We start from the raw sequence: 14247 nt of genomic DNA, 5'->3' as shown, positions 1-14247 counted from the left end.
GAAATGTCTCGCTTGTGTAAGGACCCGTTATGTTTTCCGCGTGGTGCCGTCGCCTGTTTCCGCTGGCGCTTGGCGCAGGTTTTGTTTTCTCCGCCGCCCCGGCATTCAGCGCCTTGGGCGAAACCGCTAATACGCAGGCCCGTCATATTGCCACCGTCTTCCCCGGAAGAATGACCGGTACGCCAGCCGAGATGTTGTCAGCCGATTACCTTCGCCAACAGTTCGCCCTGATGGGTTATCAGAGCGATGTGCGTAGCTTCAATACCCGCTATATCTACACCGACAACAATCAGCGTAAAAACTGGCACAACGCCACCGGCAGTACGGTTATTGCCGCCCATGAAGGCCAATCCCGCCAGCAAATCATTATCATGGCGCACCTGGATACCTACGCTCCGCAGAGCGACAAAGATGTGGAAAATAACCTCGGCGGCCTGACGCTGCAGGGGATCGACGATAATGCCATGGGGCTCGGCGTGCTGCTGGAACTGGCGGATCATTTAAAAAACGTGCCGACCCGCTATGGTATTCGTTTTATCGCCACCAGCGGTGAAGAAGAAGGCCGCCTGGGCGCGCAGAATCTGCTGAAACGCATGAGCGACACCGAAAAGAAAAACACCCTGCTGGTCATTAATCTCGATAACCTGGTCGTCGGCGATAAGCTTTATTTCAACAGCGGTCGCAGCACGCCAGCGTCCGTGCGTAAGCTGACCCGCGATCGCGCGCTGGCCATCGCCCATAGCCACGGGATTGCCGCGTTCACCAACCCTGGACTAAACCCGGCGTTCCCGAAAGGCACCGGCTGCTGTAACGACGCCAGCGTTTTTGATAGCGCCGGGATCCCGGTACTGTCTGTCGAAGCGACCAACTGGTCATTGGGTAAGAAAGATGGGTATCAGCAGCGAAGCAAAACACGCAGCTTCCCACAGGGCACCAGCTGGCATGACATACAGTTGGATAACCAACAGTATATTGATAAAGCGCTGCCGGGGCGTATTGAGCATCGCGGACGCGACGTCGTGAAAGTGATGCTGCCGCTAGTGAAAGAGTTGGCGAAAGTCGAGAGGAAAAGCTGATTCTTCCTCTCATCGTCGGTGTTCAAAATTGAAACAATCAAAGAGAACGCGCGCGGTTAAACGCGTGTTCCCTTTAGAATACCCTATCAGCGAAAGACACGCCCTTAACCTTCGTGCAGCCCACACTCTCTTTTCAAGCCAAAGAATCGGGTCTCTTCTTCCGCCATACCCGGTTCCCACTTACGAGTGGTATGGGTATCGCCGACCGACAGGTAGCCCTGCTCCCACAGCGGATGGTATTTCAGCCCGTGCTTTTGCAGATACTGATAAACGGTGCGGTTATCCCAGTCGATGATTGGCAGAATCTTAAACACGCCGCGCTGAATGGCCAGCACCGGCAGATGCGCCCGGCTACCGGACTGCTCGCGGCGTAGGCCAGCGAACCAGGTTTGAGTATTGAGCGCTTTCAGCGCCCGGTTCATCGGCTCGACTTTGTTGATTTCATTGTACTTCTCAATGCCTTCAACACCTTGTTCCCACAGCTTGCCGTAACGCGCTTCCTGCCAGGCCGCGCTTTCCGTCGCCCGGTAGACCTTGAGGTTCAGATTCAGCCTGTCGGTGAGTTCATCAATAAACTGATAGGTTTCCGGGAACAGATAACCAGTATCGGTCAGGATCACCGGAATATCCGGGCGCAGTTGGTTGACCAAATGCAGGCTGACCGCCGCCTGAATACCAAAGCTTGAAGAGAGCGCATAGTCGCCAGGCAGGTTTTCCAGCGCCCACGCCACACGTTCCTCGGCGCTCAGTTTTTCCAACTGAGTGTTGGTTTCCGCCAGCGCCATCACGCGCTCTACTTTCGGTAGCTCGTTCAGAGCGTTTAGATCGAGTACGGACATATGAACCTCGTTTGCCTGTTTTGCCGGGCGGCACTACGTTTGCCCGGCCTACGGGTTTTGTAGGCCCGGATCGCTACCGCCACCGGGCATCAGGATGTTATTCCCAGAAATCCCGAGCTGGATCGAGCACCGGGCGAATAATGCCCGCACGCACCGTAAAATCGCCGAAGCCTTCACCCGCTTCGCGCTCTTTCGCCCAGCGCCCTACCAGTTCGTCGAGCGAGCCGAGGATCTCCGGCTCGGTAATATTTTCGCGATACATCCGCGGGATACGCGTTCCACTGCGGTTGCCGCCAATATGCAGGTTATAGCGACCAGGCGCTTTACCCACCAGACCGACTTCCGCCAGCATCGCGCGACCACAGCCGTTCGGGCAACCGGTCACGCGGGTCACGATATGTTCGTCGCCGACGCCATGTTTGCTCATGACCTCTTCCACCTTGTCGATAAACGACGGCAGGAAGCGTTCGGCTTCGGCCATCGCTAGCGGGCAGGTCGGGAACGATACGCAGGCCATCGAGTTCTCACGCTGCGCCGTCACGGCATTCATCAGACCATGATCGCGCGCCAGTTTCTCGATCCGCGCTTTCTGATCTTCCGGTACGCCGGCAATGATCAGATTCTGGTTGGCGGTGATGCGAAATTCTCCCTGGTGGATCTTCGAAATTTCCAGCAGGCCCGTTTTCAGCGGTCGGCCCGGATAATCCAGAATACGACCATTCTCGATAAACAGCGTCAGGTGCCAGTTGTTATCGATACCTTTCACCCAGCCGATGCGATCGCCGCGGCCGGTAAACTCGTAAGGGCGAATCGGTTCGAACTTGATCCCCGCGCGGCGCTCAACTTCCGCCTTGAAGGTCTCCACGCCAACGCGCTCAAGGGTATATTTGGTTTTCGCGTTTTTACGATCGGTACGGTTACCCCAGTCGCGCTGAGTGGTCACCACCGCTTCCACTACCGCCAGGGTGTGCTCCAGCGGCAGGTAGCCGAATTCGCTGGCAGTACGCGCGTAGGTTTTCTTATTGCCGTGTTCGATGGATAAACCGCCGCCGACCAGCAGGTTAAAGCCAACCAGTTTACCGTTCTCAGCAACCGCCACGAAGTTCATGTCGTTGGCGTGCAGATCGATGTCATTCTGCGGCGGGATCACCACCGTGGTTTTGAATTTACGCGGCAGATAGGTCTGGCCGAGGATCGGCTCCTCGTCGGTAGTGGCGACCTTTTTCTGATCCAGCCAGATCTCAGCATAAGCGCGGGTGCGCGGCAGCAGATGCTCGGAGATCTTCTTCGCCCACTCGTAGGCCTCAGCGTGCAACTGAGATTCATACGGGTTGGAGGTGCACAGCACGTTACGGTTCATGTCGTTAGCGGTCGCCAGCGCGTCCAGCCCGACGGAGTGCAGCATCTGATGCACCGGCTTCACATTCTTCTTCAGAATGCCGTGGAACTGGAAAGTCTGCCGGTTGGTCAGACGAATGCTGCCATAAATGGTGTTATCCGCAGCGAACTTATCGATCGCCTGCCACTGTTTGGTGGTAATAACGCCGCCTGGCAGGCGGCAGCGCAGCAGCATCGCATGGCGCGGTTCCAGTTTCTGGGCCGCACGCTCGGCGCGAATATCGCGGTCGTCCTGCTGATACATGCCGTGGAAACGGATCAGCAGGAAGTTGTCGCCTTTGAAACCGCCGGTCAGGCCGTCATTTAAATCTTCCGCAATGGTGCCGCGCAGGTAGTTGCTCTCAACCTTCATACGCTCGGCGTCGGAGAGTTTACCTTCGACCACCAGCGGGCCTGGATGTTTTTCGCTCATTAGTAGACATCTCGCTGATAACGGCGCTCAACGCGCAGCTCACTTAAAAATTCGTCCGCCGTTTCGGCGTCCATCGCGCCGTATTCGGCAATCACTTCCAGTAACGCCTGCTCGACGTCTTTCGCCATACGATTGGCGTCGCCGCAGACATAAATGTGGGCGCCGTCGTTAATCCAACGCCACAGTTCGGCCCCCTGCTCGCGCAGCTTGTCCTGAACATAGACTTTTTGTTGTTGATCGCGAGACCAGGCCAGGTCGATACGGCTCAGCACGCCCTCTTTGACGTAGCGTTGCCATTCCACCTGGTAAAGGAAATCTTCAGTGAAGTGCGGGTTGCCGAAGAACAGCCAGTTCTTTCCTTCCGCACCTTCCGCCGCGCGCTGCTGCATAAAAGCGCGGAACGGTGCAATACCGGTACCAGGGCCGATCATAATCACCGGGGTCTCCGGGTTAGCAGGTAGACGGAAATTGTCGTTGTGTTCGATAAAGACACGGACTTCGCCATCTTCTTCCAGCCGATCGGCGAGGAAGCTGGAGGCGCCGCCAGCACGGGCGCGGCCCTCGATGTCATAGCGTACGACGCCGACGGTAACATGCACTTCGCTCTCCGCTTCCGCCTGCGATGAGGCGATCGAATAGAGACGCGGCGTCAGCGGGCGCAGCAGGCCAATTAAGGCGTCCGCATCCAGTTGCGCCGGTGAGAAGCGCACCATATCAACGATAGGCGTTGTCGCCGCATAGTGTTGCAGCTGCGCTTTATCGCCGAGCAACGGCAGTAGCGTTTCGCCGCGGGTCAAGGTGGCATAGTTTTCGACGATATTGGCCGTATTGACCGTCAGCTCAAAGTGCCATGCCAGCGCTTCCGCCAACGGCAGCGTTTTACCATCAATGGTGACCGGCTCATCGCCCTTCAACCACAGCAGTTCCACCAGTTCTTTCACCAGCGCCGGATCGTTCTGATACCAGACGCCAAGGGCGTCGCCCGGCTGATAACGCAGGCCGGAATCACCGAGATCAATCTCGATATGACGCACGTCTTTTTGTGAATCGCGGCCGGTGATTTTCTGATTCACAGCCAGTGTCGCCGTTAGCGGCGCTTCTTTGGTATACGGGCTGCTGTGAATGTCATTGACTGCGCCGCTGATCGCAAGCTGAGCTGGCGCTGCCGTCGGCGCGCGCGCCTTCAGCACCTCCACGACGCGAGCACGCCATTCCGCCGCCGCCGCGTGATACTCGACGTCAGCATCGACGCGATCCAGCAGGCGTTCACCGCCCAGCTCGGCCAGCTTGCTATCGAAATCTTTGCCGGACTGGCAGAAGAATTCATAGGAAGTATCGCCCAGACCGAAGACGGCGAAGGCCGTGCCATCGAGCTTCGGCGCTTTCTTCGAGAACAGGAATTTATGCAATGCGACGGCTTCTTCCGGCGACTCGCCTTCGCCCTGCGTCGACGTCACCACGACCAGTAGTTTTTCGCCCGCGATTTGTTTGAATTTATAGTCGCCAGCGTTAACCAGTTTCACATTCAACTGCGCGGCCTGCAGATCGTCGCGTAGCGCTTCGGCGACGCGGCGCGCGTTACCGGTTTGCGAAGCAGAAATAAGGGTGATGCTCGGGGTTTCTACCGCCTGGGCAGGCGCGCTCGCCACGGCGCCGGGCTGCTGATTCAGCATGCCCCAGAAATAGCCGGACACCCAAGCCAGTTGGGTTGGCGTGAAGTCAGTCGTGGCCGCCTGAAGGCGCGCCAGTTGCTCCGGGTTTAGCGGCAGCAAATTGGAAGGTGGGGCCTGTGTCGTCATGCGTCGTTATGTTCCAGTAAGCAAAGCTGTTATTCGCACCCTGTCAGCGCGACAAAAACAGAAGAGATTGTAAGGTTAACGGCGCATACAGTCACAATTAAAGAAGGGATGGAAATAACAAATAACCAAATGGACTAACCTGTTTTAGTTATAGTTATTAACAACAAAAGCGATTAATTAACCAACTGAAAAATAACGAATTAAATCAATAAAACATCAGAAAAACGGCTATTTAGCGTTCAGGGCCGTTTTAGTTAATGCTAAAAAATGTGCTTTCCGGTACCCTACGGCGGTTTTTTTTCGTCCTGTTGAGAGTTAATGATGTCCACCACGCTGTTTAAAGATTTCACCTTCGAAGCCGCCCATCACCTGCCGCACGTACCGCAAGGCCACAAATGCGGTCGCCTGCATGGCCACTCTTTTATGGTGCGTCTGGAAATTACCGGTGAAGTCGATCCCCATACCGGGTGGATCATGGATTTCGCCGAGCTGAAAGCCGCGTTTAAACCGACATACGATCGTTTAGACCACTACTACCTGAACGATATTCCAGGGCTGTCCAATCCAACCAGCGAAGTGCTGGCTAAATGGATTTGGGATCAAATGAAGCCGCTGGTTCCGCTGCTGAGCGCAGTCATGATTAAAGAGACCTGCACGGCTGGCTGCGTCTATCGCGGCGAGTGATTAAAGCGTTTGTGTCGGCGGTCAATATTCCTTAAATAAAGCCATGTTAGCTTATGTGTTCTGGATATCTGGGGCGCAACATGGCTGACGATTTTGATATTATTATCATCGGTGCAGGGATAGCGGGTACCGCTTGCGCTTTACGCTGTGCGCGGGCGGGCCTTTCGGTTCTGCTGCTTGAACGCGGCGAGCTGCCCGGCAGTAAAAATCTTTCCGGCGGGCGTCTGTATTGCCATGCGCTTGCCGAACTCCTCCCTCATTTTCAGCAATCCGCCCCGCTTGAACGCCGGATTACCCGGGAAAGTCTGACCCTGCTGGCCAACGATGGCGCAACGACATGGTCCAGCCTTCAATCTAATGGAGACTCCTGGAGCCTGCTGCGTGCTCGCTTCGATCCGTGGTTTGTGGGCCAGGCGGAAGCCGAAGGCGTCCAGTGCATTACCGGCGCCACGGTTGACGCGTTGTACCGCGAAAACGGCCGGGTCTGCGGCGTCATTTGCGATAACGAAACCCTACGCGCCCGCTACGTCGTGTTGGCGGAAGGGGCGAATGGCGAACTGGCGGAGCGTCATGGTTTACTCTCTCGCCCCTCTCCTTCAACAATGGCTCTGGGGATCAAAGCCGTTCTGGCGCTGGAGCAAAAAACGCTGGAGGATCGCTTTCACCTGGAGCGCAACGAAGGCGCTGCGATGCTCTTCACCGGCGGCGTGTGCGGGGATCAGCCCGGCGGCGCATTCCTCTATACCAATCAGGATACGCTCTCATTCGGTATCGTCTGCCCGCTCTCCTCGCTGGGAAAAAGCCCTGTCCCTGCCGTCGAGCTGCTGGAACATCTCAAATCGCATCCGGCGCTACGTCCCCTGCTGCGCGGAGGAGAAACGCTGGAATATGGCGCGCATCTGGTGCCTGAAGGCGGGCTGCATAGCCTGCCTGCGCGCTATGCCGGAGAAGGTTGGCTGCTGGTCGGCGACGCGCTACGTACCTGTATTAATACCGGCTTTACCGTACGCGGCATGGATATGGCACTTATCGGTGCGCAAGCGGCGGCGCAAACCTTGATTCAAGCATGCCAGCACCGTGCGCCACAGAACCTATATCCACTGTATCATCAGGATATTGCGCGCAGTCTGCTGTGGGAGGTTCTCCAGCGCTACCAGCACGTCCCCGCCCTGTTGCAGCGTCCCGGCTGGTATCGCCGATGGCCTGCGCTAATGGATGATATCTCCCGTGAACTCTGGCAGCAGGGTGAGCGCCCCGTTGCGCCGTTGCGCCAGATACTCTGGCGTCATCTTCGCCGTCACGGCCTGCGCCATCTGGCAGGCGATCTGGTCAGGAGTTTACGATGTCTGTAGCCCGCAACGTCTGGCGTCCCGCCAACCATCCGCATATTGTCCCGTCAGCATCGCCAGGCGAGGAGACCATTGAGTTGCTCATCAAAGCGTGCCCCGCAGGGCTTTTCTCACGGACGGCAGAAGGTGAGCTACGCGTGGATTACCGGGGTTGTCTGGAGTGCGGTGCCTGTCGGCTGCTCTGCGATGAAGCCACGCTGAAAGAATGGCGCTATCCTGATTCAGGTTTTGGTATTACATTCCGTTTTGGGTAATAAAACCTACTCTAAATAATTCAAGTTGCAGGAAGGCAGCAACGCAGGGAATCCCCAGGAGCTTACTCCAGTAAGTGACTGGGGTGAGCGAGGACAAATTCGTCAGGAACGAATTTGAACGCTGTTCGCAGCGCCCGTAAGGGCGAGGCCCAAGGATGGGCCGAGTTATTGCTAACGCATCTGCAGCTTGAAGTATGACGAGTAAAATATAAAGGACACACCATGCCCCTGTTACACCTGCTACGACAAAATCCGGTCATCGCGGCCGTTAAAGACAATGCCAGCCTGCAGTTAGCCATTGATTCCGAGTGTCAGTTTATCTCCGTGCTGTACGGCAATATCTGCACCATTAGCAACATCGTCAAGAAAATCAAAAACGCCGGTAAATATGCGTTTATTCACGTCGACCTGCTGGAGGGCGCGTCCAATAAAGAAGTCGTGATTCAGTTTCTGAAGCTGGTGACCGAGGCGGATGGCATCATCAGCACGAAAGCGCCGATGTTAAAAGCGGCCAGAGCGGAAGGTTTTTTCTGCATTCATCGTCTGTTTATCGTCGATTCCATCTCCTTTCACAATATTGATAAGCAGGTGGCGCAGTCTAATCCGGACTGCATTGAAATCCTGCCGGGCTGTATGCCAAAAGTCCTGGGATGGGTGACGGAGAAAATTCGCCAGCCGCTGATTGCCGGGGGGTTGGTCTGCGATGAAGAAGATGCGCGTAATGCGATGAAAGCTGGCGTGGCGGCGCTTTCAACCACCAACACCAACGTCTGGAAATTAGCCAGGCAGCTTCATTAATTTATCGTGCTTTGTGTTCCCGGGGCGCGGCGTAAACGCCTTACCCGGGCTACCCGACTGTATCGGCGCAAGCGACCAACGCGTCGAGTACAGGTAGCCAGTCATCCACAATGCCAACATCCGCCTGTGTGAATACCGGCGCGTTGGCGTCATGATTAATTGCCACAATAAACCGGCTATCCCTGACCCCCGTCATCAGCGCCGCGGCACCCGATGCTCCTGCCACAATGCAAACATCCGGGGCCAGTAAATGGCCTGAAATACCAATCAAACGTTCCGCATCATAGCCGCCGTTCATCACCCTTGCGCGGCTGTAACCCACCTCCGCCCCCAGACTTTGCGCCAGAGCGGCGATGTGAGCGGCATCAGCGCTCTCGCCTCCCTGCCCGACAACCAGCACCTGCTTCGCTTCCTGCAAGGGATGAGCCCCCGAACATTCAACGCTTTCAACACAAATCAGCCAGTCAGGCAAGGCCGCCGGTACGAGATGGCGAATCGGCGCATCGGCTGGGAGAACGGCGGGGATATTAACCCCAGGTTGACGCGCCAAAGACACGCAGAGCGGCCAGGCCACCGCCTCCAGCGTGGCAATCAGCGCATTCCCCCAATGAAATTTCGTCACTCTTCCTTCCTGCACATTCACTGACAGCGCCTGACATACGCTACTCCCCTGTAAGCGCCATGCCAGCCTTGTTGCCAGCTCATCGCCGGATATGCCCGCCGGGAATATCAACATATCGACCGGCGTCTTCCGCCATTGGGCGACCAGGACATCAAGGAGCTGCTCCGCCACTGCTGATTCAGCATCAATGCTCCAGAACGCCAGCTCTGCCGAAGCGAGATCGCCAGTCGCCAGCCAGTTGCCCATGGAAGCACTCGCGCCGTGAGTCATCACTACCGCGACTTTCATGGCTGCATCCTCTGGCGTAGATAGCTCTCCCACAGCGCCCTGGCTTTCTCTTGCGCCGTGCCCCCTTCGATCATCACCGCATGGCGTCGCGGTTCCGGACGAGCCAGGCGTATACACTGTACCGCAGGCGTCGCCTCAATGGTCAGCGTCTGACGCATCACCTCCACCTTTGCCGCCGCCAGACGCTGACGCATACCGGGAACCGGCAGCGCCGCTTCGCCACACTGCCTGACCGCCATCACTGCCGGCAACCGCACCCGATAGCGGCGAAGACCGGATATCGTTCGCTGCTCAACAACCACAAAAGGCGGTTCAAGGGTGAAACGTTCAGCCTGGGCGAGACAGGGCCAGTTCAGCATTTCCGCCAGCAAAAAAGGCGTTTGTCCGTTCTGTCCTTCGCTGCTCTGGCAGCCGGTGACAATCAGTTCTGCGCCGTGACTGCGCTGCCAGTCGGCAAGCCGTTCGGCAACAAACGACGACGCAAATCGTAAATCTCCAGTCGTCTCCAGCAGTGCCTGACGCTCAAATCCTAGCGCGGCAAAGTAACGTAGCCAATGCAGCGCCCGCTCATCGCCAATACTTAACGCGGTCAGGGTCATTTCACAACCTGCATTGCGCTGAGCCAATAGCAGCGCGGCGGCGGCCTGTTCGTCCGCGCCAATAGCGCTGCGCAATAGCGAAACATCCGGCCCGCAGGTGTCGAGCGCGGCAGCCCGCCAGTCAATTTCCGCCAGCATGCTGGCGTCCGGTTCCGGCTTAAACGCCAATAGAATGTTCATGGGTACCTCCTTGTTTTTGCTCGCCGCTTCCGGCCGCTACCAACGGTAACGCTTTGGTCTCCGGCGCCCACAGCCAGGTCACCACGAACCCCAGCAACAACACCCCAGCCAATAGCAACAGCGTCACTGCCATCCCCCATTGCGCCAGCGTCCAGGGCAGCAAACCTGTACTGATTGCTGCGCCAAGTCGGCTCATGGCGGTCGCAAATCCGACGCCCAGCGCGCGAATATCCGTGGGGAAGCTTTCCGCCGGTATGATCCCGACCAGGTTGCTCACCGCCGAAATCGTGGTGCTGAATAAGACGAAAAGCAACAGCGTAATGCGGCTACCGGGCGGTAAGCAGGCCATCACGATTAACGTCGCCGCGAGCAGTAAAAAGCTGCCAAGCAAGAAATGGCGATGGGCCAGCAGGTGGGTTAATACCAGACCCAGTAAGGCGCCCACGATCAACAACGCATTCAGCAACAGACTGGCGGTTAATGCGCCTTCAAGGCCAATCGTTTCGGCAATCGTCGGCAGCCAGGTGTAGATAACAAACCAGGGGATCACCAGGCAGACAAAGAAGATGCTATTAAAGGCTGTTCGCCGCCAGTAGCGTGATGAGAACAATGTCCTGATATGTTTATTCGTCGAGGTCGCCACCTCATCGCCAAGCAGTACGTGCGGGCCAAAACAACGCCGCACTACGGCATGCGCGTCGGCAAATCGCCCCTGACGCATCAGCCAGCGCGGTGATTCCGGCGTTCCCCAGCGCAGCAGCGTGATCAATAGCGCCGGTAGGGTTGACGATGCCAGCAGCCAGCGCCAGCCATCCGGGTTTTCGCTAATAAAATGGTGTCCAGCAAGGCTTGCCAGTACGTAGCCAACCGTCCATACCACGCTAAATGCGCCAAGCAAAATCCCCCGGTGGCGGCGCGGCGAGAATTCGGCCAGTAGCGTGTGGCCCACGGAGTAATCCCCGCCGAGACCGATCCCTATCAGGATCCGTAAACCAATAAGCTGCTCGGGCGTCGTGGCAAAAAACTGCAGAAATGACGCGATGGTAATCAGCACAAAGCTGAAGCTGAAAATTTTCTGACGACCAATGTGGTCCGAGATCCATCCCAGAATCAGGCTGCCGATAAAAAGCCCCAGTAGCGCGGCGCCGCCGATCATTCCAACCATAAAAGGCGTCAGATTCATCGCTGGAGTGAGCTGAATAATGGCGTAACCGATGACGCCGAGGACATAGCCATCAACAAGATGCGCGCCAAAAGTTAGCGCGGCAATGCGGCAATGAAAACCGTTAAGCGGTAAATCGTCCATTCGCACCGGTGAAGTGTTCATTTCTACCCCTTCATGGTCCGGTAAAAGTGTGGCTTCCCAATTGAGAAGCCGCTTATACGCGTCATCCTTCACGCTGCCTCTTCGTTGTCTACGTTCATAAGCCCCAGTCACGTACTTTTGTACGCTCCTGGAGACTTATTCACTTGCCGCCTTGATGCAACGCGAATGATTTTGCGTATAACTAGCTACTTCTCAATCGGGTAGATCGTTCCGGTATTCATAATCCCGTTGGGATCAAACTGCTTCTTCAGCCCTTCCAGCAGCGGCCAGGCGCTACCGTGCTCCAGCTTGCTCCAGTGAACGCGATGTTTGCCAATTCCATGGTGATGCACCATGGATCCACCGAGGCGAATCGTCTCTTCACAGATAATCTTGTTTAGCGGGTTATGGTACTTATCGATTTCCTCTTCCGGTTTGCAATCCACCACGTTGTAGTCATAAACGAAGTACATGTTGGTACCGTTGATGTAGCTATGGGATGAATGGCCGCCCAACATGGTGATGTCATCCGCGTGTGGGAATTCGGTACGAATACGGTGGATCACGCTTTCATAGATATCGTGGATGCAGCTCCAGCAGCCAGAAACTTCGGTAGTGAAGCCCATATTGCCGGTTTTCAGGATCTGTACGCGCTCGGCGGCCACTTTTTCCGGGCCCCAGTTCAGATGGTTAAACCAGTTTTCGATGAGCTTGCTGTCCACGCGCTGGCACTGCGGGTAGCGTGCCACGACCTGCGCAATCCCCTCCCCTGTCGCTTTCGCAATCAACGGGTTGCCTTCCGCCATAAAGATCAATACGCATTTGCCGTCGGCAAAATGCGTAAAGTGCTGGGTGCCGTCTTCCGCATCGTACAGGCGAGCGATGGATGGACGGTATCCTTCCACCATCACTTCACGCAGGATGTTGAATCCGACCTTCATGTCATCCAGGACATAGCCGTAGAACAGATTGTTTTCCGGGGTAAATTTGAAGATCTTCACGGTTACTTCAGTGATATAGCACAGTGCGCCTTCGTTACCGATAATGATATGGCGAATGTCCGGGCCGGCTGCGCGGCGTGGAACATTTTTAATGCGGGTAACGGTGCCGTCCGCAAGTACCGCCTCAAGACCGACGACCATATCTTCAATGGCGCCGTAGAGCGTGGAAAATTGACCAATACTGCGGGTCGCCACCAGGCCGCCCATCTGCGCCAGCGGTTTAGACTGCGGTGAATGCCCGGTCGTGTAGCCTTTGGCCCGCAGCGCATTTTCCAACACTTCTAGCGGTACGCCGCACTGCGCGGTCGCCTGCATATTTTCGATATCAATATTCAGGATTTGGTTCATCCCGGCGCCATCCAGCACCACGGAGTTCTCAACAACGGTTTCCAGACCACCTTCAGTCGCAGATGCGCCGGTACGCGGAACCCCGTTGATCTTATGCTGGTTCATAAACGCCAGCACGTTAGAAACCTGTTCGGTCGAACCTAACTTAACGACCGCGGCAGGCAGCGGCAGGGTAAAAACGCCATGAATATCCGCATATTTACGAAAGCGGTCAATGCTATTTATTTTTAAAACGGTTTCGTCAGTAATAACGCGTTCGGAACCAACAATTTCTTTTAGTTGATCAACAATCGCTTCACGGGATATAGACATAGTAATTCCTTCCTGATAATTAATTCGGAATAAATGAAAACAGAAACCACCTGATAAATATTAACGAACTAAATAACCACCATCGACAACCAGTAAATGGCCATTAACATAGTTTGATGCTTGACTGGCTAAGAACACCGCTGCCCCCATTAAATCCTGGGTATCACCCCAACGATTTGCCGGAATATGATCCAACACCCGCTGGTTAGTTTCAGGATTACTCCGCGTCGCCAATGTAATATCAGTCGCATAGTAACCAGGCGCAATACCGTTGACCTGAATATTATATTGACCTAATTCATCACAATATGCTTTTGTGAGACCCGCAAGCGCATGTTTGGTTGCAGAATAAGCCGGCGACCATTGACCGCCAAGGTAAGAGAATAAAGAGCAAATGTTAATGATTTTTCCGCTATTTTGCGGGATCATAATTTTGGCGGCTTCGTGGCTTAGCTCGAAAGCGGCCGTCAGGTTAACATCAATCATCGGATCCCAGTCCGCACGCCCGAAGTCCAGCACCTTATTGAGCTTACAAATCCCGGCATTGTTCACCAAAATATCTACCGTGCCGAAACGTTCACAACACGCGGCGATAATCTTCTCAGGCATACCTTTTTCGGTGATATCCACTTGCATGAATTCAACATCAACACCCTGTTTTTCAATAATTTCTTTCGTTTCACCGTTGTCTTTAACAAAGCTTGGGATGAACAAATTCGCTCCCGCTTTCGCCAACGCCATGGCAAAGGCCTGCCCCAGTCCGCTATTGCCACCGGTGACAATCGCCGTTTTACCTTTCAGAGAGAAGAAATCCATTGAGAATGCGTTAAGTGATTCTATTGACATTGTTGAGCTCCAAATTCTTTTAGGCAAAAAAAAAGAAAGGCAACTTCCCCCGCAAGAGGGAAGTCACCTTTCTCATTATCTCTGGTAACTGGATTAAATTTTTAGCACAATGTTCAAACATCTAACGTGATCGTAA

At 55.3% G+C, this 14247-nt stretch carries 12 protein-coding genes and 1 pseudogene; 5 read left to right on the top strand and 8 right to left on the bottom strand.

Going from position 1 to position 14247, the window contains the following annotated elements; all coding sequences use genetic code 11:
- Positions 1–29: 29 nt before the first annotated feature.
- On the top strand, positions 30–1076 hold the full coding sequence (locus PYR66_04815; protein ID WEF29056.1) for an aminopeptidase: 1047 nt from the start codon (positions 30–32) through the stop codon (positions 1074–1076).
- Positions 1077–1180: 104 nt separating this feature from the next.
- On the opposite strand, the gene cysH is transcribed toward PYR66_04815, so the two are convergent.
- The 3 genes from cysH to cysJ all read right to left on the bottom strand — a co-directional run bounded on the left by cysH (position 1181) and on the right by cysJ (position 5524).
- Positions 1181–1915 carry a phosphoadenosine phosphosulfate reductase gene (cysH, locus tag PYR66_04810; protein WEF29055.1) on the bottom strand — a complete coding sequence of 245 codons (735 nt, stop codon included), beginning with the start codon at positions 1913–1915 and terminating at the stop codon, positions 1181–1183.
- Positions 1916–2012: 97 nt separating this feature from the next.
- Positions 2013–3725 (bottom strand): assimilatory sulfite reductase (NADPH) hemoprotein subunit, encoded by a 1713-nt coding sequence (gene cysI, locus PYR66_04805; protein WEF29054.1) that lies wholly within the window; start codon positions 3723–3725, stop codon positions 2013–2015.
- The gene (cysJ, locus tag PYR66_04800) at positions 3725–5524 is read right to left on the bottom strand and encodes an NADPH-dependent assimilatory sulfite reductase flavoprotein subunit (GenBank protein WEF29053.1); all 1800 of its coding nucleotides are present in this window, start codon (positions 5522–5524) and stop codon (positions 3725–3727) included. Before cysJ ends, cysI begins: the two co-directional genes overlap by 1 nt.
- A 318-nt stretch (positions 5525–5842) precedes the next feature.
- Between cysJ and queD the strand changes: the two genes are divergently transcribed.
- The 4 genes from queD to PYR66_04780 all read left to right on the top strand — a co-directional run bounded on the left by queD (position 5843) and on the right by PYR66_04780 (position 8609).
- The gene (gene queD, locus PYR66_04795) at positions 5843–6208 is read left to right on the top strand and encodes a 6-carboxytetrahydropterin synthase QueD (protein WEF29052.1); all 366 of its coding nucleotides are present in this window, start codon (positions 5843–5845) and stop codon (positions 6206–6208) included.
- Between the two features lie 80 nt (positions 6209–6288).
- On the top strand, positions 6289–7560 hold the full coding sequence (locus PYR66_04790) for an FAD-dependent oxidoreductase (GenBank protein WEF29051.1): 1272 nt from the start codon (positions 6289–6291) through the stop codon (positions 7558–7560).
- Entirely contained in the window at positions 7551–7811 is a 261-nt protein-coding gene (locus PYR66_04785) for a ferredoxin family protein (protein ID WEF29050.1), read from the top strand. Before PYR66_04790 ends, PYR66_04785 begins: the two co-directional genes overlap by 10 nt.
- A gap of 222 nt (positions 7812–8033) precedes the next feature.
- Positions 8034–8609: a glycerol-3-phosphate responsive antiterminator gene (locus PYR66_04780; GenBank protein ID WEF29049.1), complete on the top strand. Its 576-nt coding sequence runs from the start codon at positions 8034–8036 to the stop codon at positions 8607–8609.
- Positions 8610–8658: 49 nt separating this feature from the next.
- Here PYR66_04780 and PYR66_04775 read toward each other — a convergent pair whose 3' ends face one another.
- The 5 genes and pseudogenes from PYR66_04775 to PYR66_04755 form a co-directional block, all read right to left on the bottom strand.
- The gene (locus tag PYR66_04775; GenBank protein ID WEF29048.1) at positions 8659–9519 is read right to left on the bottom strand and encodes an electron transfer flavoprotein subunit alpha/FixB family protein; all 861 of its coding nucleotides are present in this window, start codon (positions 9517–9519) and stop codon (positions 8659–8661) included.
- Entirely contained in the window at positions 9516–10298 is a 783-nt protein-coding gene (locus PYR66_04770) for an electron transfer flavoprotein subunit beta/FixA family protein (protein WEF29047.1), read from the bottom strand. Before PYR66_04770 ends, PYR66_04775 begins: the two co-directional genes overlap by 4 nt.
- A pseudogene (locus PYR66_04765) lies at positions 10276–11690 on the bottom strand (MFS transporter). Before PYR66_04765 ends, PYR66_04770 begins: the two are co-directional and overlap by 23 nt.
- A gap of 120 nt (positions 11691–11810) precedes the next feature.
- A complete protein-coding gene (locus tag PYR66_04760) occupies positions 11811–13265 on the bottom strand; it encodes an FAD-binding oxidoreductase (protein ID WEF29046.1) in 1455 nt (484 codons plus the stop codon).
- Positions 13266–13325: 60 nt separating this feature from the next.
- Positions 13326–14111 carry an SDR family oxidoreductase gene (locus PYR66_04755; protein ID WEF29045.1) on the bottom strand — a complete coding sequence of 262 codons (786 nt, stop codon included), beginning with the start codon at positions 14109–14111 and terminating at the stop codon, positions 13326–13328.
- Positions 14112–14247 lie beyond the last annotated feature (136 nt).

Origin of the sequence: Klebsiella aerogenes (assembly GCA_029027985.1) — a bacterium.
Lineage (GTDB): Bacteria > Pseudomonadota > Gammaproteobacteria > Enterobacterales > Enterobacteriaceae > Klebsiella > Klebsiella aerogenes_A.
This window is presented reverse-complemented; position numbering and strand designations above follow the sequence as displayed.

Bases quoted from the DNA above. Each gene is read 5' to 3' on its own strand.
- PYR66_04775 (WEF29048.1), bottom strand. From the start codon at position 9,519: ATGAAAGTCGCGGTAGTGATGACTCACGGCGCGAGTGCTTCCATGGGC.
- PYR66_04780 (WEF29049.1), top strand. From the start codon at position 8,034: ATGCCCCTGTTACACCTGCTACGACAAAATCCGGTCATCGCGGCCGTT.
- PYR66_04755 (WEF29045.1), bottom strand. From the start codon at position 14,111: ATGTCAATAGAATCACTTAACGCATTCTCAATGGATTTCTTCTCTCTG.
- queD (WEF29052.1), top strand. From the start codon at position 5,843: ATGATGTCCACCACGCTGTTTAAAGATTTCACCTTCGAAGCCGCCCAT.
- PYR66_04760 (WEF29046.1), bottom strand. From the start codon at position 13,265: ATGTCTATATCCCGTGAAGCGATTGTTGATCAACTAAAAGAAATTGTT.
- cysI (WEF29054.1), bottom strand. From the start codon at position 3,725: ATGAGCGAAAAACATCCAGGCCCGCTGGTGGTCGAAGGTAAACTCTCC.
- PYR66_04815 (WEF29056.1), top strand. From the start codon at position 30: ATGTTTTCCGCGTGGTGCCGTCGCCTGTTTCCGCTGGCGCTTGGCGCA.
- PYR66_04770 (WEF29047.1), bottom strand. From the start codon at position 10,298: ATGAACATTCTATTGGCGTTTAAGCCGGAACCGGACGCCAGCATGCTG.
- PYR66_04785 (WEF29050.1), top strand. From the start codon at position 7,551: ATGTCTGTAGCCCGCAACGTCTGGCGTCCCGCCAACCATCCGCATATT.
- cysH (WEF29055.1), bottom strand. From the start codon at position 1,915: ATGTCCGTACTCGATCTAAACGCTCTGAACGAGCTACCGAAAGTAGAG.
- cysJ (WEF29053.1), bottom strand. From the start codon at position 5,524: ATGACGACACAGGCCCCACCTTCCAATTTGCTGCCGCTAAACCCGGAG.
- PYR66_04790 (WEF29051.1), top strand. From the start codon at position 6,289: ATGGCTGACGATTTTGATATTATTATCATCGGTGCAGGGATAGCGGGT.